Source organism: Pseudomonas sp. 1 (genome assembly GCF_056626735.1).
In genome coordinates, this window is sequence record NZ_JBWXMQ010000001.1 from 650,704 (window position 1) to 670,179 (window position 19,476).

Consider the following 19,476-nt stretch of genomic DNA (forward strand, 5'->3'; position numbering starts at 1 on the left):
GGTCAGTGTTTCTGGGTGTCGCCCGCCGCCGTGTCAATGCTGACCACCACCGACATCCCCGGCCGCAAGCGTTCGCTCTCCTGCTGATCCGGATCGATGGTGATGCGCACCGGCACCCGCTGGGCGATTTTCACGAAGTTGCCGGTGGCGTTATCGGCCTGCAACAACGCGAATTCGGAACCGGTGCCCGGCGAGATGTGCTGCACGTGACCGGTGAATTTACGGTGGTTCAGCGCATCGACGGTGAAGCTCACCGGTTGCCCGACCCGCACGTTATCCATCTGGGTTTCCTTCATGTTGGCGATCACCCATTTTTGATCCGGCACCAGCGCCATCAACTGCGCCCCGGAGTTGACGTAAGCGCCCAGACGCACGCCAATCTGCCCGAGCTGACCGTCACGCGGAGCGATGATCCGCGTGTTGGACAAGTCGATCCGCGCCAGTTGCACCGCCGCTTCGGCACTGGCCACCGCCGCTTCCAGAGAGCCGCGATTGACGATCACCGTTTGCAGATCCTGCCGGGCGATTTCCAGATTGGCCTTGGCCTGCGCCAGCGCCGCAATGCTCTGCGCGTTGGCGGCCAGCGCCACGTCCATCTCGCGCCTGGACACGGAGCCGTCATTGACCAACGCCTTGTTGCGCCGCAGATCCGCCTCGCTTTTACGCAGCTGCGCCTCGCTATCGGCCACCACCGCCTGCCGCAGCTTGATCGTGGCTTCGGCGCTGTTGCGCTGCTGCACCACGTTGGCCAGCGAGGCCTTTTGCACCGCCAGCTGCGCCAGCGACTGATCCAGACGCTGCTGATAGATCCGGTCATCGAGGCGCACCAGCAAATCGCCCGCCTTCACAAACTGGAAGTCCTGCACCGGCACCTCGAACACGTAACCACTGAGCTGCGGCCCGATGATCGTCACCTGCCCGCGCACCAGGGCGTTTTCGGTGGTCTCGACCGCGCTGCTGAACGGCGGCAACTGCCAGGCATACAGCACGATCAACACACCGACGATGGCAATCGCCGCAAAGCCCAGCGATGAGATGATCCGCACCCGCAACGAGCGCGGCTCGGTGTTCGGTGATGACGGTGGCGCCACGCCTTCAGGGGTGGCGGCGATGGCATTGGTGGTCGTGGTAGTCGGTTCGGTCATGAAGAAGTGGCACCGCTGGAAGGTACGGAAGATGTCGGGGCGACGGCTCGGGTGGTGCTGATCAGCCACAGCGCACGGATGGAAATCCAGATCATGGTCAGGATCGCGATCACCGCGATCAGCATGAACACATCGTTATAGGCCAGCACGTTGGCTTCGCGGGTGGCCGCGTTGGCCAGGCTGCGAATGCCTTGCAGGTTGCGCAGGCTTGGGTCGGCAATCACGGAGCCGACCGCCGAACCGCCGCTCTGAACCCGGGCGGCGACGCGCGGGTCGGACATCACCAGTTGCTCGACGATGTGGCTGGAATGAAATTTCTCGCGCACGACCTGGAACGTCCCCAGTAACGCTGCGCCGATCAGGCCACCGAGGTTGTTGCAGATCCCGAACAACACCGAAAAACTCACGAGGTTGCGCGGATTGGTCAGCACGTTGCGCGTACCCAGCACCATGGTCGGGCCGAGGAAGAACGTACTGCCGAACGCCAGCAGGAACTGGCTGAAATACAGGTTGCCGGGGCGGGTCAGGTTGTTCGATGAGCTGTCCATGATCGAGCCGGTGGCCATCAACGCCAGCGAGACGATCAGCGGCATCAGCAGGTGTTTCGGGTCGATGGTCAGCGCGCTGGTCAACAGCCCCGCGACGCTGCCGATCAGCATCACCACGTACAGGCTATGAAGCTGCTGGCTGCTCATGTTCAGGTTTTGCATGAAGCCCACGGCGCCGGTGGACTGCTCCGAGATAACCATGCGAATCAGGATCACCGCCAGCGCCAGGCGGATCATCACCCCACTGCCGAGCCAGCGGGTCATCAACATCGGGTTGCTGCGGTTATGTTCGATCGCCAGCCCCGCGAGAATCAGGACAATTGAAGCGGCCAGGGCGATGCCGATCCAGTCGGCTTCCAGCCACCAGTCGATCCTGCCCAGGGACAACACGGCACACAGCAGCGCCACGCCACTGGCAAGGATCGCGAAGGTGAGGAAATCGAGAGGCTCGAAGGTCTTGAACCGGTCACCCGGCGGCAGCTTGAGCATCAACACGCAACCCAGCGACAGCAGCGCCATGCCCAATTCGAACAGGTACAGACCACGCCATTCGGCGATCTGCAACAGATCCTCGGAAAACAGTCGTGCCAGCGGCAAAGCCAGTTGCGAAGTGCCAAGCCCCAGCACCAGCGCCTTCATCCGCCATTTGGCCGGGAACGCCTGCACCATGTAATACAGGCCCAGCGAACTGAGCGCCGCACCGACCATGCCGTGGGCCGCACGCACAGCGACCGCCGAATTCAGGTCATTGACGAACAGATGGCCGAAGGTCACCAGCGCGTACAGCACCAGAAACACCTCGGTGAACGCCCGCAAACCGAACTGCTGGCGAAACTTCACCAGCAGCAGGTTCATCGATACGTTGGTCATCACATACGCCGCCGGCAGCCAGGCCATCTCCGCCGTGGTCGCCCCGAGCGCGCCTTGCAGATAAGGCAGGTTGGCGACCACCAGCGAATTGCCCAACCCGCCGGTCAATGCCACCAGCAACCCGACCAGCGCATAGGCCAGGCGCTTGGGGTTGGAGTGCAGCGGCGTCGAAGGGGAACCAGGCAGACTGGGCTTCTCGTGCGGCTGCCAGTTGCGCGGGGCGTATTGATCCATTGAAAGGCCTTGTCTGGTAGTCGCTTAAGTGTGCCGCAAATCCTGGCCAAACACCTATCCACTGTGGGGGCTCGCTGCCACAAAGGGATTTTGGGTGGATTCGTAAATTCTGTTTAAAAGACATCTCGCCCGCAGCCGATTTTTCCCAAGCGTAGCGGATGCCAACCTTGCAGCACTTCTCAACCTGCAAGGTGCCCGATATGACCACTCCCCGCTCGCAACGCTCCCCCCGTCTGCTGAAAAACCTGCTGGCCGCCGCGCTGTTACTGCCCGCCCTCGCCTTCGCTCAGGAACGCCCATGGCCGGATGGCTCTCAACTGGTGATTTCGGTGTCGATGCAATTCGAAACCGGCGGCCAGCCCGAAGGCGCTGAAAGTCCGTTCTCCGGCACACCGCTGCCAAAAGGCTACCCGGATCTGCCGGCGCAGACCTGGTTCGATTACGGCTACAAGGAAGGCCTGTGGCGCATGCTCGATCTGTGGGATCGCACCGGTATCAAAGTCACTTCCCACGTGGTCGGCGAAGCGGCGCTCAAGCACCCGGAACTGGCCAAGGCGATCGCCGAGCGCGGTCATGAGCTGGCGGCCCACGGCATGCGCTGGGCCGATTCGTACAACATGAATTACGCCCAGGAAAAACAATTCATCGGCGACGGTGTCGCGGCGGTGGAAAAAATCACCGGCCAGCGCTCGGTCGGCTACAACGCCAACTGGCTACGGCGCAGCCCCAATACGCTGAAGGTGTTGCAGGACCTGAACTTCACCTATCACATCGACGATGTCAGCCGTGACGAGCCGTTCGTGACGATGGTACGCGGGCGCAAATTCGCCGTGGTGCCGTACACCCTGCGCAACAACGACATCGTGCTGGTCGAAGGTCGGCACTTCTCCGCCGAGCAGTTCTACCAGCAATTGGTACTGGAATTCGATCGCCTCTACGCCGAAGGCGCGAGCAAGCGGCGGATGATGTCGGTGAGTCTGCACGACCGGATTGGCGGCACGCCGGCGATGGTTGAGGCCATGGAGCGTTTTATCCGGTACGCCCAATCGCATCCGAAGGTGAGTTTCATGCGCAAGGATCAGATCGCGCAAATCGTACTGACCGAAAAAAACCCACTGATCGATAACACTGAAGCGCTCTACAACCAGTAAAAACGGTCGAAAGCAGCCCTCTTCACAGCGTTTGGAGGGCTGCCCGCTCACGCAAAGTCATCGTACAACGCCCTGTTGACATTTCCGGAAAACCTCGCAAATATCCGCAACCATGTTGTACGACGACGTATAACAAATAATAAAAACAACAAACGAAACAGGGAGCGTCACAGTGAGCACACTCGTCCGCAATTACGTCCGCACGTCCCGTTTTTCTGTCCCCCGCCCGCGTTCCACCCTGAGTTTGATCGGCTGCAGCGGTCTGGCCCTCATCTTGCCGATGAGCGCCGATGCCGAGGGCTTCATCGAAGACAGCAAAGCCACGCTGAACCTGCGTAACGCCTACTTCAATCGCAATTTCGTCAACCCGAACTATCCGCAAGGCAAGGCTGAAGAGTGGACACAGAACTTCATTCTCGACGCCAAATCCGGCTTCACGCAGGGCACTGTCGGCTTTGGCCTGGATGTACTGGGGCTGTACTCGCAGAAACTCGATGGCGGCAAAGGTACCGGCGGTACGCAGTTATTGCCGATCCACGATGATGGCCGCCCGGCGGACAATTTCGGGCGCCTGGGCGTGGCGCTCAAGGCCAAAGTGTCGAAGACCGAATTGAAGGTCGGTGAATGGATGCCGGTGCTGCCCATCCTGCGCTCGGACGATGGCCGCTCCCTGCCGCAGACCTTTCGCGGTGGCCAGGTCACGTCTACCGAAATCAATGGCTTGACCCTTTACGGCGGCCAGTTCCGCGGCAACAGTCCGCGCAACGATGCAAGCATGGAAGACATGTCGATGAACGGCCGAGGCGCATTTACCTCCGACCGCTTCAACTTCGGCGGCGGCGAATACACCTTCAACGACAAACGCACGCTTGTCGGTGTGTGGTACGCCGAACTCAGCGACATCTACCAGCAGCAGTATTTCAACCTCAGCCACAGCCAGCCCCTGGGCGACTGGACACTGGGCGCCAACCTCGGCTTTTTCACCGGCAAGGAAGACGGCAGCGCTCAGGCCGGCGATCTCGACAACAAAACCGCGTTCGCCCTGCTTTCGGCCAGGTACGGCGGCAACACGTTCTACATAGGCCTGCAAAAGCTCAGTGGCGACGATGCCTGGATGCGCGTCAACGGCACCAGTGGCGGCACTCTGGCCAACGACAGCTACAACGCCAGTTACGACAACGCGAAGGAGCGCTCCTGGCAGATTCGCCACGACTACAACTTCGTTGTTCTCGGCGTCCCCGGGCTGACGTTGATGAACCGCTACATCAGCGGTGACAACGTGCACACCGGCACCATCACCGATGGCAAGGAATGGGGTCGCGAGTCGGAACTGGCCTACACCGTTCAGAGCGGTCCGCTGAAGAATCTCAACGTCAAATGGCGCAACGCGACGATTCGCCGGGACTTCAGCACCAATGAATTCGATGAGAACCGGATCTTCATCAGTTACCCGATTTCGTTGTTGTAAATAGCGGCATGGCGTGAACGGAGGGTGCATTCGCCTTCTGTCACTTACACCGAAAGTCGCGTTGACAAGTTCCGGAAACCCTACCGATACTTCAGCGCAGTCATACGACAACCTACAACAACCCTAATAACAACGCGTAAGGGATTGCCATGACGCCCACCTCCACCGCCCCAACTCCGTTCAATCGCCTGCTGCTGACCGGCGCCGCCGGTGGCCTGGGCAAAGTCTTGCGTGAACGCCTGCGCCCGTATGCCAACGTGCTGCGCCTGTCGGACATCGCCGCCCTCGCCCCGGCCATCGATGACCGGGAAGAAATCGTGCTCTGCGACCTCGCCGACAAAACCGCCGTGCATCAACTGGTCGAAGGCGTGGATGCGATCCTGCATTTCGGTGGCGTTTCAGTGGAGCGCCCCTTCGAAGAAATCCTCGGTGCCAATATCTGTGGCGTGTTCCACCTCTATGAAGCGGCACGCCGCCACGGCGTCAAACGGGTGATCTTCGCCAGCTCCAACCATGTCATCGGCTTCTACAAACAGGATGAGCGCCTCGACGCCAGCTCTGCTCGCCGTCCCGACGGCTATTACGGTCTGTCCAAGTCCTACGGCGAAGACATGGCCAGTTTCTACTTCGATCGCTATGGCATCGAAACCGTCAGCATCCGCATCGGCTCGTCGTTTCCCAAACCGCAGAACCGCCGAATGATGCACACCTGGCTGAGCTTCGATGACCTCACCCAATTGCTCGAACGTTCGCTGTACACCCCCGACGTCGGCCACACCGTGGTCTATGGCATGTCCGACAACAAGGAGGTGTGGTGGGACAACCGCTTCGCCAGCCACCTCGGTTTCGCGGCCAAAGACACGTCTGAAGTGTTTCGCGAAAAAGTCGAGGCGCAGCCGATGCCCGCCAACGATGACCCGGCGCGGATCTATCAGGGCGGAGCCTTCGTTGCGGCCGGCCCGTTTGGCGACTGACCGGCGCGATTGACGTCTCGAATAAAACCAAGGGAATGAGTATGCAAGCCGAAATGATCGTCGACGCCCGCAACGCGGTGGGTGAAAGCCCGGTGTGGGTGCCGCAGGAAAATGCGCTCTACTGGGTCGATATCCCCAACGGTGGACTGCAACGCTGGAGCGCCGACACGGGCCACGTCCACGCCTGGAAGGCTCCCGAAATGCTCGCCTGCATCGCGCGACACAGCAGGGGCGGCTGGGTGGCCGGCATGGAGAGCGGGTTCTTCCACTTGCAGCCGCACAGCGATGGCAGCCTCGACAGCGACCTGCTCGCTCCGGTCGAGCACTGCCGCCAGGACATGCGCCTGAACGACGGCCGCTGCGACCGGCAGGGCCGGTTCTGGGCCGGCAGCATGGTGCTGAACATGGGCCTGAATCTGCCCGAGGGCCGGCTCTATCGCTACGCTGCCGGGCAGACGAGCTCGATCAAGGCGCAACTTGATGGCTTCATCGTGCCCAACGGTCTGGGCTTCAGCCCGGATGGCAAAACCCTGTACCTGTCGGATTCGCACCCGAGCGTGCAACTGATCTGGGCTTTCGATTACGACACCGAGACAGGCACCCCCTCCAATCGACGGGTGTTCGTGGACATGCATCATTATTACGGCCGCCCTGACGGCGCAGCCGTGGATGCCGAGGGTTGTTACTGGATCTGCGCCAACGACGTCGGCCTGATCCACCGGTTCACCCCCGAAGGTCGCCTCGACCGCTCGCTGCAGGTGCCGGTGAAAAAACCCACCATGTGCGCCTTTGGCGGAAGCCGGATGGATACCTTGTTCGTGACCTCGATCCGCCCCGGCGACGACCAGGATCCACACTCCCTGGCCGGCGGGGTGTTCGCCCTCAACCCCGGCGTCAAAGGCTTGCCGGAGCCAATCTTCGATGACCTGCTGTAACCGCCCTCGCTGCATCGCTGTGCCTTGAACACAAAAACAACAAGACTGGAGAACCCCTCATGGACTTCAAACGCACGTTGCTCGCCGCCGCCCTCCCCCTCGCGCTCACCTTCGGCAGCGCGGCCCAGGCACTGGAAATCAAATTCGCCGACATCCACCCCGCCGGTTATCCGACCGTGGTCGCCGAAGAACAATTGGGCAAGACCCTGGTCGCCGAAAGTGACGGCAAGCTGACCTTCAAGATGTTCCCTGGCGGCGTACTCGGCTCGGAAAAGGAAGTGGTCGAACAGGCCCAGGTCGGTGCCATCCAGATGGCCCGCGTCAGCCTCGGCATCGTCGGCCCGGTGGTACCGGACGTAAACGTGTTCAATATGCCGTTCGTGTTCCGTGACCAGGCGCACATGCGCAAGATCATCGACGGTGAAATCGGTGACGAGATCCTCGACAAGATCACTCAATCGGAATTCAACCTCGTCGCCCTGGCGTGGATGGACGGCGGCACGCGCAACATCTACACCAAGAAACCGGTGCGCAGCCTGGCAGACCTCAAGGGCATGAAAATCCGCGTGCAGGGCAATCCGATGTTCATCGAAACCATCAATGCCATGGGTGGCAACGGGATCGCCATGGACACCGGCGAAATCTTCAGTGCCCTGCAGACCGGCGTCATCGATGGCGCGGAAAACAATCCACCCACCCTGCTCGAACACAACCACTACCAGAACGCCAAGTTTTACAGCCTGACCGGGCACCTGATCCTGCCCGAGCCCATCGTGATGTCAAAAATCACCTGGGACAGACTCACCCCGGATCAGCAGACGCTGGTGAAGAAAGCCGCCAAGGCTGCGCAGGCTCAGGAGCGCACGCTGTGGGACGCCAAATCCGTCAGCAGTGAGGAAAAACTCAAGGCGGCCGGCGTCGAGTTCATCACTGTCGACAAGAAACCCTTCTACGAGGCCACCGCCTCGATCCGCGAGAAATACGGCGCGCCCTACGCCGACCTGATCAAGCGCATCGAAGCTGTTCAGTAACCCTCCCAGCCCTCTGCAAAAGGCCCGGCAGCGCTGACGTCGCCTGATGTCCGCGCGTGCCCGGTTACGGTGGAACCCGATGAAGAATTTGCTGCTGCGCATCAATGACCGGATCTACATGGCCTGCATCTGGGTCGCCGGTCTGTCGGTGCTGACCATTGCTCTGATCATCCCCTGGGGCGTGTTCGCCCGTTACGTGCTCGGCACCGGCTCGAGCTGGCCGGAGCCTGCCGCCATCCTGCTGATGATGGTCTTCACGTTCATCGGCGCGGCCGCCAGCTACCGCGCCGGCGCACACATGGCGGTGGCGATGGTCACCGACCGCCTGCAACCGAATATGCGCCGAACCATGAGCATCGTTTCACAAGTGCTCATGGGCACCATCTGCCTGTTCATGACGATCTGGGGTACCAAGCTGTGCCTGTCGACCTGGAACCAGTTCATGAGCGCCCTGCCGACATTGCGGGTCGGCATCACCTACATGCCGATCCCGATTGGCGGTGCGCTGACGCTGATTTTCGTACTGGAAAAACTGTTGCTCGGCGATCAAAGCAACCGCCGCGTGGTGCGATTCGACCTGGTTGAAGAAAACGAAGGGGCTGCCTGATGGACGCATTGATTCTGCTGGGCAGTTTTATCGCACTGATCCTGATCGGCATGCCGGTTGCCTACGCGCTCGGGTTGTCGGCGCTGATCGGCGCTTGGTGGATCGACATTCCGTTCCAGGCCTTGATGATTCAGGTGGCGGGCGGGGTGAACAAATTCTCGCTGCTGGCGATTCCGTTCTTCGTGCTCGCCGGAGCGATCATGGCCGAGGGCGGCATGTCGCGGCGGCTGGTGGCGTTTGCCGGGGTCCTGGTGGGTTTCGTGCGTGGTGGCCTGTCGCTGGTCAACATCATGGCGTCAACCTTTTTCGGCGCGATTTCCGGTTCGTCGGTGGCCGACACCGCATCGGTGGGTTCGGTGCTGATCCCGGAAATGGAGCGCAAAGGCTACCCTCGGGAATTCTCTACAGCGGTCACCGTCAGCGGTTCGGTACAGGCTCTGCTGACCCCGCCCAGTCACAACTCGGTGCTCTACTCGCTGGCCGCCGGCGGCACCGTTTCCATTGCTTCGCTGTTCATGGCCGGCGTGGTGCCGGGCCTGCTGATGAGCGCGTGCCTGATGGTGTTGTGCCTGATTTTTGCGCGCAAACGCGAATACCCCAAGGGCGAAGTGATCCCGCTGCGCGAAGCCCTGAAAATCTGCGGCGAAGCGTTGTGGGGCCTGATGGCGATGGTGATCATTCTCGGCGGGATTCTGTCGGGGATCTTCACGGCCACCGAGTCGGCGGCCATTGCCGTGCTGTGGTCGTTTTTCGTCACCATGTTCATCTACCGCGACTACAAATGGAGTGAACTGCCGAAACTGATGCACCGCACGGTACGCACCATTTCCATCGTGATGATTCTGATCGGTTTCGCCGCCAGTTTCGGCTACATCATGACCCTGATGCAGATCCCGGCGAAGATCACCACGCTGTTCCTGACCCTGTCCGATAACCGCTACGTGATCCTGATGTGCATCAACGTCATGCTGCTGTTGCTCGGCACCGTGATGGACATGGCACCGCTGATTCTGATCCTCACACCGATCCTGATGCCGGTGATTCTCGGTATCGGCGTCGACCCGGTGCAGTTCGGCATGATCATGCTGGTCAACCTCGGTATCGGCCTGATAACGCCGCCCGTGGGAGCGGTGCTGTTCGTGGGTTCGGCGGTGGGCAAGGTCAGTATCGAAAGCACGGTGAAGGCGCTGCTGCCGTTCTACGCCGTGCTGTTCCTGGTGCTGATGCTGGTGACCTACGTTCCGGCGCTGTCGCTGTGGTTACCGCACCTGGTGTTGTAACGCGATTGCTGTGGCGAGGGCGTTCGTTCCCTCGCCACAGGTTTTGTCTCACGCACGCAGCAACATGTAAGCGGCGACCACCAGACACACGCTGGCGAACCCCACCTGCAACGTCCTTGCCGGCACCCGCGCGCAGAGTTTGCGGCCGACAATCATGCCGACGATGCTGGCGACGATAAACGATGCGCCCAGATGATCGATCCGCACCCCGGCATGAAACGCGCCGACCACGCCGATGGCAGAAATCAGGCTGATGACCATCAGTGAAGTGGCGACGATGCCGCGCATCTGCACATCCGTCAGTTGCTTGAACGCCGGCACGATCAGAAACCCGCCGCCAACCCCCAGCAACCCGGACACCACACCAGTGACCGCGCCCAGTACCGCAAGGGTTGCGGTGCATTTGGCGGTCCAGTCGAAACGGCCGGTCTGCTCATTGAGCATGCAGTTTTTCTGGCCCCAACTGGCGTGACCATGGTCGCTCGGCCCCTCCTGCTGGCGTTCGCGGCGCAGCATGCGCCACGCCACCATCACCATCAGCAGGCTGAACAGGATCATCAGAACCTTTTCCGGCAACTGATGGGCGAAGTAGATGCCCACCGGCGAAAACACCGCGCCAAGCGCCGCAATCAGCAGCGCCGCGCGATAACGCACCAGACCATGACGCAACCCATCAATCGCGCCGACCGCCGCCGCGCTGCCCACCGCGAACAACGCCACCGGCGCTGCCTGCGTCATCGTCCAGCCAAGACCCAGCACCAGCGCCGGCACGGCGAGAATCCCGCCACCGGCTCCGGTCAGACCGAGGATCAACCCCATCACCACGCCAAACAGACTTGCCAGCAACATAGAGTGTTCTCAGTCGACCCTGGACAGACTCGTCAGCCATTCGCGCCCCTTGAGCATGCCGTTCCAGTAGAACCATGGCAGCAGCGTCGCCTTCAGCCACCACGCGGAACGGCGTGGCACCGTCGGATCGAGGGGAAAGGTCGGCAGCAGTTTTCCGGCGTAGCCAAACTCGGCGAGGATCACCTTGCCCTTCTCCACCGTCAGCGGGCAGGAGCCGTAGCCGTCGTACTTCAGCGGCAGCGCCAGTGCCTTGCGCAGGGCCAACAGGTTTTGCGCCACCACCACGACCTGCTTGCGCACTGCCGCCGCAGTTTTCGCATTGGTGGTGCCGCAGATATCGCCCAGGGCAAACACTTCGGGATAGCGCGGGTGTTGCAGTGTGTGCGGGTTGACCTCGCACCATCCGGCAGCGTCGGCCAACGGGCTCTGGGCGACGAAATCCGGCGAAACCTGCGGCGGGACGACGTGCAGCAGATCGAATGTTTTCGCCTGACGGGTGACGTTGCCGTCCGCGTCCTTGACCTCGAACCAGGCGGTTTTCGCTGGGCCGTCGACTTTTACCAGATTGGAATTGAACGCCAGCCGCGCGTTGTATTTTTCGATGTACTTCATCAGCGGCGGCACGAAGGTCGGGACGCCGAACAGCGCGGCGCCGGCAAGATTGAACTCGACGTCGACCTTGCCCAGCACATTGCGCTTGAGCCAGTGATCGCAGGACAGGTAAAGCGCCTTTTGCGGCGCGCCGGCGCATTTGATCGGGATCGGCGGCTGGGTGAACAGGGCTTTGCCGCCGCGCAGCTTCTGCACCTGATCCCAGGTGTATTGCGCGTGCTGATAGCTGTAGTTGGACGTGACGCCGTGCTGGCCGAGGCTTTCCTGCAAGCCTTCGATCTTCTCCCATGCCAGGCGCAGGCCGGGGCAGACGATCAGGTTCTGATAGGTGACAGTGCGTTGATCGTTGAGGGTGAGGCGGCGCTGATCAGGATCGATGCCGGTCACCGCCGCCTGAATCCAAGTGGCCTGGCGCGGCATCACCCTGTTCATCGGTCGGGCGGTGTCTTTGGCGTCATAGGCGCCGCCGCCGACCAGCGTCCAGGCCGGCTGGTAGTAATGCTGGGTACTCGGCTCGATCACCGTGATTTTCAGGCCGGGATCGCGCTTGAGCAGGCTTGCGACAAAACCGATGCCGGCAGTGCCGCCGCCGATGACCACGATGTCCGCACTGATGGTTGGGCCCCAGTGTTGATCGTTCATTGTTTGTTCCTTATGGCTGCACGCAAGGATAGCCGGGTCTATTGCGCCCAGCTTTTGAGCACGGCTCCGCAGTAGAGTCCGGACAGGGTTTTCATCACCTGGATCACTTCGTGACTGGCGAGACCGTAAAAAATGTACTTGCCTTCACGACGGGTCGCGACCAGCCCTTCATCGCGCAGGATGCCCAGTTGCTGGGACAGGGTCGGCTGACGCACGCCGGTCATTTTCTCCAGCTCGCCAACGTTGCGCTCGCCCTGGGTCAACTGGCACAGGATCAACAGCCGATCCTCGTTGGCCAATGCCTTGAGCAGCGAACAGGCCTTGGAGGCCGAGGCGCGCAGTTGGGCGACTTCACATTCGGTCAGACTGGATTGCATTTGCAGGATGCCTTCAACGTCACTTAAGCTGCGGACATTATGTGTTTACATAAAGTGTTGCAACCCTGACTTCCCACCTTCCTGCACAGGACCGTGTTCATGCCCGCGCTGATTGAAGCTTTCCTCGACCCCGCCTCTTCGACCTACAGCTACGTGGTCTACGAGGCCGACGGCGGGCAGTGCGCAATCGTCGATCCGGTGCTCGATTACGACGGCGCCGCCGGTCGCACCTGTACGGCTCAGGCCGACAGGATCATCGCCTTCGTTCGCGCCCATCACCTGCAAGTGCAGTGGCTGCTGGAAACCCATGCCCACGCCGATCACTTGTCCGCCGCTCCGTACCTGCGCCGGGAACTGGGCGGGAAAATCGCAATTGGCGAATCGATCAGCAAAGTGCAGAACGTGTTCAAGGCGCTGTTCAACCTGGAGCCGGAATTTCGCGTCGACGGCTCGCAGTTCGATCACCTGTTCGCACCCAACGAGTCGTTCCGGATCGGCAACCTCAAGGCCACCGCCCTGCATGTTCCCGGCCATACTCCGGCGGACATGGCCTACCTGATCGACGGCGAGCAGATCCTGGTCGGCGACACGCTGTTCATGCCCGACGTCGGCACCGCCCGCTGCGACTTCCCGGGTGGCAACGCCCATCAACTGTTCAATTCGATTCACAAGCTGCTGGCCTTCCCCGCCAGCGTGAAGCTCTACGTCTGCCACGACTACCCGCCGCAAGGTCGCGCCTCGCAATGCCAGACCACCGTGGCTGAGCAGCGTAAAAGCAATATCCATGTGCATGACGGCGTCGACGAAGCCGCATTTGTGGAGATGCGCACCAAACGCGATGCCGGGTTGGGCATGCCGACGCTGTTGCTGCCGGCGATTCAGGTCAATGTGCGGGCGGGCAATTTTCCAGCGGCAGAAGATAACGGCGTGGTGTATCTGAAGATTCCGATCAACAAACTGTAATCAATTGATCGGGAGCGCCCGAGGCGGCACCCCCACGCAGAGCCTGGGAATGATCTTCAAACCCCGAGCGTCAAGCCATTCGCCGGCAACGGCAAAGCCGTCTTGTAACGCACCTGCTTGAGCGCAAAGCTTGAGCGGATATTCGCCACACCAGGGACTTTGGTCAGAAAGTCCATCATGAAGCGTTCAAGCGCCTGAATGGTCGGCACCAGCACCCGGATCAGATAGTCCGGGTCGCCGGCCATCAGGTAGCACTCCATGACTTCCGGCCGGTCGGAAATCGCTTCCTCGAAATGCTGCAGCGCTTCCTCTACCTGCTTCTCGAGGCTGACGTGGATGAACACGTTGACGTGCAGCCCCAGCAGGTCGGCGTCGAGCAGCGTCACCTGCTCGCGGATCAGCCCCAGTTCCTCCATCGCCTTGACCCGGTTGAAGCACGGCGTTGGCGACAGATTGACCGAACGGGCGAGGTCGGCGTTGGTGATGCGCGCGTTCTCTTGAAGGCTGTTGAGAATGCCGATGTCGGTACGGTCCAGTTTGCGCATGAGACAAAACCACCTGTTTTTTATGTTTATGCAGAATTTCTATCTGCAAATGATCGCCAGCGCAACGAAACAGAGAGAAATATTCTTCTTGCCCGGGCCTATGATTGTTGTAGGACAAGATTTCTTTTATCGAAGAATGACTGCCAGCTCACTACAAGAAATTCACAAGATCGAGCGTAGAAGCCATGACCCAAGCGTATGAACCGCTGCGTCTGCACGTCCCTGAACCCTCGGGTCGCCCAGGCTGCAAAACCGATTTCTCCTACCTGCATCTGACCGATGCCGGGACGGTGCGCAAACCTTCCATCGACGTTGAACCGGCCGACACCGCCGACCTTGCCCGCGGCCTGATCCGCGTGCTCGACGACCAGGGCAATGCCCTCGGCCCATGGGCCGAAAACGTGCCGGTCGAGATCCTGCGCAAAGGCATGCGCGCCATGCTCAAGACCCGGATCTACGACAACCGCATGGTGGTCGCCCAACGTCAGAAAAAAATGTCGTTCTACATGCAGAGCCTTGGCGAAGAAGCCATCGGCAGCGCCCAGGCCCTGGCCTTGAACATCGACGACATGTGCTTCCCGACCTACCGCCAGCAAAGCATTCTGATGGCCCGCGACGTACCGCTGGTCGACCTGATCTGCCAACTGCTGTCCAACGAGCGCGATCCGCTCAAGGGCCGTCAGTTACCGATCATGTACTCGGTCAAGGACGCCGGTTTCTTCACCATTTCCGGCAACCTCGCCACTCAATTCATCCAGGGCGTGGGCTGGGGCATGGCCTCGGCGATCAAGGGCGATACCAAAATCGCCTCGGCCTGGATCGGCGACGGCGCCACCGCCGAATCGGACTTCCACACCGCCCTCACCTTCGCTCACGTTTACCGTGCGCCAGTGATCCTCAACGTGGTCAACAACCAATGGGCAATTTCGACCTTTCAGGCCATCGCCGGTGGTGAAGCCACCACCTTCGCCGGACGCGGCGTCGGTTGCGGCATCGCCTCGCTGCGGGTCGATGGCAACGATTTCTACGCGGTCTACGCCGCCTCCGCATGGGCCGCCGAACGCGCCCGCCGCAACCTCGGCCCGACCATGATCGAATGGGTCACCTACCGCGCCGGCCCACACTCGACCTCCGACGATCCGTCCAAATACCGTCCTGCCGACGACTGGAGCCACTTCCCACTGGGCGACCCGATTGCCCGCCTGAAACAGCACCTGATCAAGGTCGGTCACTGGTCGGAAGAAGAGCACGCCGCCGTCAGCGCCGAACTCGAAGCCGAGGTGATCGCCGCGCAGAAACAGGCCGAGCAGTACGGCACCCTCGCCGGCGGCCAGATTCCGAGCGCCGCGACCATGTTCGAAGACGTCTACAAAGAGATGCCGGAGCACTTGAAGCGCCAGCGTCAGCAGTTGGGGATCTGACATGAACGATCACAACAACAATATTCAGTTGGAAACCGCCATGACCACGACCACCATGACCATGATCCAGGCCCTGCGCTCGGCCATGGATGTGATGCTTGAGCGTGACGACAACGTTGTGGTGTTCGGCCAGGACGTCGGCTACTTCGGCGGCGTGTTCCGTTGCACCGAAGGCCTGCAGGCCAAGTACGGCACCTCGCGGGTGTTCGATGCGCCGATCTCCGAGAGCGGCATCGTCGGCGTCGCCGTGGGCATGGGTGCTTATGGCTTGCGTCCGGTTGCCGAGATTCAGTTCGCCGACTACGTGTACCCGGCGTCCGACCAGATCATTTCCGAAGCCGCCCGTCTGCGTTATCGCTCGGCCGGCGAGTTCACCGCCCCGATGACCCTGCGCATGCCTTGCGGCGGCGGCATCTACGGCGGCCAGACCCACAGCCAGAGCATCGAGGCGATGTTCACTCAGGTCTGCGGTCTGCGCACCGTCATGCCGTCCAACCCGTATGACGCCAAAGGCTTGCTGATCGCCTCCATCGAAAACGATGACCCGGTGATCTTCCTCGAGCCGAAACGCCTGTACAACGGCCCGTTCGACGGCCACCACGACCGTCCGGTAACCCCGTGGTCGAAACACCCGGCCGCGCAAGTGCCGGACGGTTACTACACCGTACCGCTGGATGTCGCCGCGATCACCCGTCCGGGCAAGGACGTGACCGTGCTGACCTACGGCACCACCGTTTACGTGTCGCAAGTTGCCGCCGAAGAATCCGGCGTTGATGCAGAGGTCATCGACCTGCGCAGCCTGTGGCCGCTGGACCTGGAAACCATCGTCAAATCCGTGAAGAAAACCGGCCGTTGCGTGGTGGTGCACGAAGCCACCCGCACCTGCGGTTTCGGCGCCGAACTGGTGTCGCTGGTGCAAGAGCATTGCTTCCACCACCTGGAAGCGCCGATCGAGCGCGTCACCGGTTGGGACACCCCCTACCCGCACGCGCAGGAGTGGGCGTATTTCCCTGGGCCGTCCCGAGTGGGCGCGGCGCTGAAACGGGTCATGGAGGTCTGAATGGGCACGCACGTTATCAAGATGCCGGACATCGGCGAAGGCATCGCAGAAGTAGAACTGTCGCAGTGGCACGTCAAGGTTGGCGATCTGGTCGTTGAAGATCAGGTACTGGCGGATGTGATGACCGACAAGGCGATGGTCGATATTCCCTCGCCGGTACACGGCAAGGTGATTGCGTTGGGCGGTCAGCCGGGTGAAGTGATGGCGGTCGGCAGTATCCTGATCAGCATCGAGGTTGAAGGCGCCGGCAATCTGAAGGAGTCGGACAAGCCGGCGCCTGTTGCGGCGAAAGAAGCACCTGCCGCACCCAAAGTTGAAGCGGTCGTCGAAAGCAAACCTGCTGTCACCGCGCCGCGTCCGGCGGCTGCCGTTTGCCAGGGCCCAATGGTTGCCCGTGAAGCCGATGAGCGTCCGCTGGCCTCGCCGGCCGTGCGCAAACACGCGCTGGATCTGGGCATTCAATTGCGTCTGGTGCGCGGTTCCGGCCCGGCCGGTCGCGTGCTGCACGAAGACCTCGACGCCTACCTGGCGCAGGGTCAGTCGAACGCTTCGGCACCGGTCGCCGCCGCTTACGCCCAGCGTCACGATGAAGAACAGATTCAAGTGATCGGCATGCGCCGCAAGATTGCCCAGCGCATGCAGGAAGCGACCCAACGTGCTGCGCACTTCAGTTATGTCGAGGAAATCGACGTCACCGCGCTTGAAGAACTGCGTTCACACCTGAACGAAAAACATGGCGCCAGCCGTGGCAAGCTGACTTTGCTGCCGTTCCTCGTACGTGCCTTGGTCGTCGCCCTGCGCGACTTCCCGCAGATGAATGCCCGTTACGACGACGAAGCCCAGGTCATCACCCGTCTCGGCGCGGTGCATGTCGGCGTCGCCACCCAAAGCGACGTCGGCCTGATGGTACCGGTGGTGCGTCACGCCGAAGCGCGCAGCCTGTGGGACAGTGCGGCGGAAATTTCTCGTCTTGCCACTGCCGCCCGCAATGGCAAGGCCAGCCGCGATGAGCTGTCCGGCTCGACCATCACCCTGACCAGCCTCGGCGCCCTTGGCGGCATCGTCAGTACCCCGGTGCTGAACCTGCCGGAAGTGGCGATCGTCGGCGTCAACAAAATCGTCGAACGCCCGATGGTCGTCAAAGGCCAGGTGGTGATCCGCAAGATGATGAACCTCTCCAGCTCCTTCGATCACCGGGTGGTCGACGGCATGGACGCGGCGCTCTTCATCCAGGCCATTCGTGGTCTGCTCGAACAACCCGCGACCCTGTTTGTGGAGTGATGGCATGCAAACTCTGAACACCACGCTGCTGATCATCGGCGGCGGCCCCGGCGGTTACGTAACGGCCATTCGTGCCGGGCAACTGGGCGTTCCGACCATTCTGGTCGAGGGCGAATCGCTGGGCGGCACCTGCCTGAACATCGGCTGTATTCCGTCGAAAGCGCTGATTCATGTGGCCGAACAGTTTCACCAGACTCAACACCACAATCAGCATTCGGCACTGGGCATCAGCGTTTCGGCGCCGACCCTCGACATCAGCAAAAGCGTCGAGTGGAAGGACGGCATCGTCGATCGCCTGACCACTGGCGTCGCCGCGTTGCTGAAGAAGAACAAGGTTCAGGTCATCAACGGCTGGGCCAAGGTCATCGATGGCAAGACCGTGGAAGTCGGCGACACCCGCATCCACTGCGAACATCTGGTGCTGGCCACCGGTTCGAAAAGCGTCAATCTGCCGATCCTGCCGATTGGCGGGCCGATCATTTCGTCGACCGAGGCGCTCGCGCCGAAGTCGGTTCCGAAGCGTCTGATCGTGGTGGGTGGCGGTTACATCGGTCTGGAATTGGGCATTGCTTATCGCAAGCTCGGCGCCGAGGTCAGCGTGGTCGAGGCGCAGGATCGCATCCTGCCGGCCTACGACGCAGAACTGACCCAACCGGTGCACGACGCGCTGAAGCAACTGGGCGTGAAGCTGTATCTGAAACACAGTGTTCTGGGCTTCGACGGTACGTTGCAGGTGCGCGATCCGAACGGCGACACCCTGAATCTGGAAACCGATCAGGTGCTGGTGGCCGTCGGTCGCAAACCCAATACCCAAGGCTGGAACCTTGAAGCGCTGAACCTGGACATGAACGGCTCCGCGATCAAGATCAACAACCGTTGCCAGACCAGCATGCGCAACGTCTACGCCATCGGCGACCTGAGCGGCGAGCCGATGCTGGCCCACCGCGCCATGGCTCAGGGCGAGATGGTGGCCGAGCTGATCAGCGGCAAGACCCGCGAATTCAACCCGACCGCCATCGCTGCGGTTTGCTTCACCGACCCGGAACTGGTGGTCGTCGGCAAGACGCCGGACGAAGCGAAAGCTGCTGGACTGGACTGCATCGTGTCGAACTTCCCGTTCGCGGCCAATGGCCGGGCGATGACCCTGGAATCGAAAACCGGCTTCGTGCGGGTGGTCGCTCGTCGGGACAATCATGTGATTGTCGGTTGGCAGGCAGTGGGTGTCGGGGTGTCGGAGCTGTCGACCGCGTTCGCGCAAAGCCTTGAAATGGGCGCACGACTGGAAGACATCGGCGGCACCATTCATGCGCACCCGACCCTGGGCGAAGCGGTGCAGGAAGCGGCTTTGCGTGCGCTCGGGCACGCGTTGCACCTGTAACTCTCGGTCGCAGATCGTTCCCACGCTCCGCGTGGGAATGCCTCCACGGACGCTCCGCGTTCGACTGTCGGGACGCAGAGCGTCCCGGACTGCATTCCCCCGCAG

18 protein-coding genes are annotated in these 19,476 nt (G+C 61.4%); 12 read left to right on the forward strand and 6 right to left on the reverse strand.

The window, feature by feature from the left end:
- Positions 1–2 precede the first annotated feature (2 nt).
- A complete protein-coding gene (locus AC1MDC_RS02920) occupies positions 3–1,145 on the reverse strand; it encodes an HlyD family secretion protein (RefSeq protein ID WP_085698153.1) in 1,143 nt (380 codons plus the stop codon).
- Positions 1,142–2,797, reverse strand: a complete 1,656-nt coding sequence (locus AC1MDC_RS02925; RefSeq protein WP_480392474.1) for an MFS transporter — start codon at positions 2,795–2,797, stop codon at positions 1,142–1,144. The genes AC1MDC_RS02920 and AC1MDC_RS02925 overlap by 4 nt, the downstream gene beginning before the upstream one ends.
- Positions 2,798–2,997: 200 nt before the next feature.
- Here AC1MDC_RS02925 and AC1MDC_RS02930 point away from each other — a divergent pair, with 200 nt between their 5' ends.
- The 7 genes from AC1MDC_RS02930 (at position 2,998) to AC1MDC_RS02960 (ending at position 10,243) form a co-directional block, all read left to right on the forward strand.
- Complete coding sequence (locus AC1MDC_RS02930) at positions 2,998–3,948, forward strand: polysaccharide deacetylase family protein (RefSeq protein WP_085705053.1); 951 nt, start codon at positions 2,998–3,000, stop codon at positions 3,946–3,948.
- Between the two features lie 172 nt (positions 3,949–4,120).
- Complete coding sequence (locus tag AC1MDC_RS02935; protein WP_480392475.1) at positions 4,121–5,416, forward strand: OprD family porin; 1,296 nt, start codon at positions 4,121–4,123, stop codon at positions 5,414–5,416.
- 149 nt (positions 5,417–5,565) lie between these two features.
- Entirely contained in the window at positions 5,566–6,390 is an 825-nt protein-coding gene (locus AC1MDC_RS02940) for an NAD-dependent epimerase/dehydratase family protein (RefSeq protein WP_480392476.1), read from the forward strand.
- A gap of 41 nt (positions 6,391–6,431) precedes the next feature.
- On the forward strand, positions 6,432–7,325 hold the full coding sequence (locus tag AC1MDC_RS02945) for an SMP-30/gluconolactonase/LRE family protein (protein WP_480392477.1): 894 nt from the start codon (positions 6,432–6,434) through the stop codon (positions 7,323–7,325).
- A 59-nt stretch (positions 7,326–7,384) separates the two neighbouring features.
- The gene (locus AC1MDC_RS02950; RefSeq protein ID WP_085705061.1) at positions 7,385–8,356 is read left to right on the forward strand and encodes a TRAP transporter substrate-binding protein; all 972 of its coding nucleotides are present in this window, start codon (positions 7,385–7,387) and stop codon (positions 8,354–8,356) included.
- Positions 8,357–8,435: 79 nt separating this feature from the next.
- The gene (locus AC1MDC_RS02955) at positions 8,436–8,963 is read left to right on the forward strand and encodes a TRAP transporter small permease (RefSeq protein WP_085698147.1); all 528 of its coding nucleotides are present in this window, start codon (positions 8,436–8,438) and stop codon (positions 8,961–8,963) included.
- Entirely contained in the window at positions 8,963–10,243 is a 1,281-nt protein-coding gene (locus AC1MDC_RS02960; protein WP_085687555.1) for a TRAP transporter large permease, read from the forward strand. Before AC1MDC_RS02955 ends, AC1MDC_RS02960 begins: the two co-directional genes overlap by 1 nt.
- A 48-nt stretch (positions 10,244–10,291) precedes the next feature.
- Here AC1MDC_RS02960 and AC1MDC_RS02965 read toward each other — a convergent pair whose 3' ends face one another.
- From AC1MDC_RS02965 to AC1MDC_RS02975, 3 genes are read right to left on the reverse strand one after another with little or no spacing between them, the layout of a single operon-like run.
- Positions 10,292–11,092: a sulfite exporter TauE/SafE family protein gene (locus AC1MDC_RS02965; RefSeq protein ID WP_085705063.1), complete on the reverse strand. Its 801-nt coding sequence runs from the start codon at positions 11,090–11,092 to the stop codon at positions 10,292–10,294.
- 9 nt (positions 11,093–11,101) lie between these two features.
- Complete coding sequence (locus tag AC1MDC_RS02970; protein ID WP_480392478.1) at positions 11,102–12,346, reverse strand: NAD(P)/FAD-dependent oxidoreductase; 1,245 nt, start codon at positions 12,344–12,346, stop codon at positions 11,102–11,104.
- Positions 12,347–12,384: 38 nt separating this feature from the next.
- A complete protein-coding gene (locus tag AC1MDC_RS02975; protein WP_007952897.1) occupies positions 12,385–12,723 on the reverse strand; it encodes an ArsR/SmtB family transcription factor in 339 nt (112 codons plus the stop codon).
- A gap of 99 nt (positions 12,724–12,822) precedes the next feature.
- Between AC1MDC_RS02975 and AC1MDC_RS02980 the strand changes: the two genes are divergently transcribed.
- Positions 12,823–13,686 carry an MBL fold metallo-hydrolase gene (locus AC1MDC_RS02980; RefSeq protein ID WP_480392479.1) on the forward strand — a complete coding sequence of 288 codons (864 nt, stop codon included), beginning with the start codon at positions 12,823–12,825 and terminating at the stop codon, positions 13,684–13,686.
- Positions 13,687–13,742: 56 nt separating this feature from the next.
- Here AC1MDC_RS02980 and bkdR read toward each other — a convergent pair whose 3' ends face one another.
- Positions 13,743–14,231: a Bkd operon transcriptional regulator BkdR gene (bkdR, locus tag AC1MDC_RS02985; RefSeq protein WP_085698143.1), complete on the reverse strand. Its 489-nt coding sequence runs from the start codon at positions 14,229–14,231 to the stop codon at positions 13,743–13,745.
- A 185-nt stretch (positions 14,232–14,416) separates the two neighbouring features.
- On the opposite strand from bkdR, the gene AC1MDC_RS02990 reads away from it, so the two are divergent.
- The 4 genes from AC1MDC_RS02990 to lpdA are packed head-to-tail and all read left to right on the forward strand — an operon-like array spanning position 14,417 to position 19,371.
- On the forward strand, positions 14,417–15,652 hold the full coding sequence (locus tag AC1MDC_RS02990; protein ID WP_007952906.1) for a 3-methyl-2-oxobutanoate dehydrogenase (2-methylpropanoyl-transferring) subunit alpha: 1,236 nt from the start codon (positions 14,417–14,419) through the stop codon (positions 15,650–15,652).
- Position 15,653: 1 nt separating this feature from the next.
- Complete coding sequence (locus AC1MDC_RS02995) at positions 15,654–16,712, forward strand: alpha-ketoacid dehydrogenase subunit beta (protein ID WP_085698142.1); 1,059 nt, start codon at positions 15,654–15,656, stop codon at positions 16,710–16,712.
- Positions 16,713–17,993, forward strand: a complete 1,281-nt coding sequence (locus AC1MDC_RS03000; RefSeq protein WP_085698141.1) for a dihydrolipoamide acetyltransferase family protein — start codon at positions 16,713–16,715, stop codon at positions 17,991–17,993.
- A 4-nt stretch (positions 17,994–17,997) separates the two neighbouring features.
- A complete protein-coding gene (lpdA, locus tag AC1MDC_RS03005; protein WP_085705069.1) occupies positions 17,998–19,371 on the forward strand; it encodes a dihydrolipoyl dehydrogenase in 1,374 nt (457 codons plus the stop codon).
- The last annotated feature ends 105 nt before the right edge of the window (positions 19,372–19,476 follow it).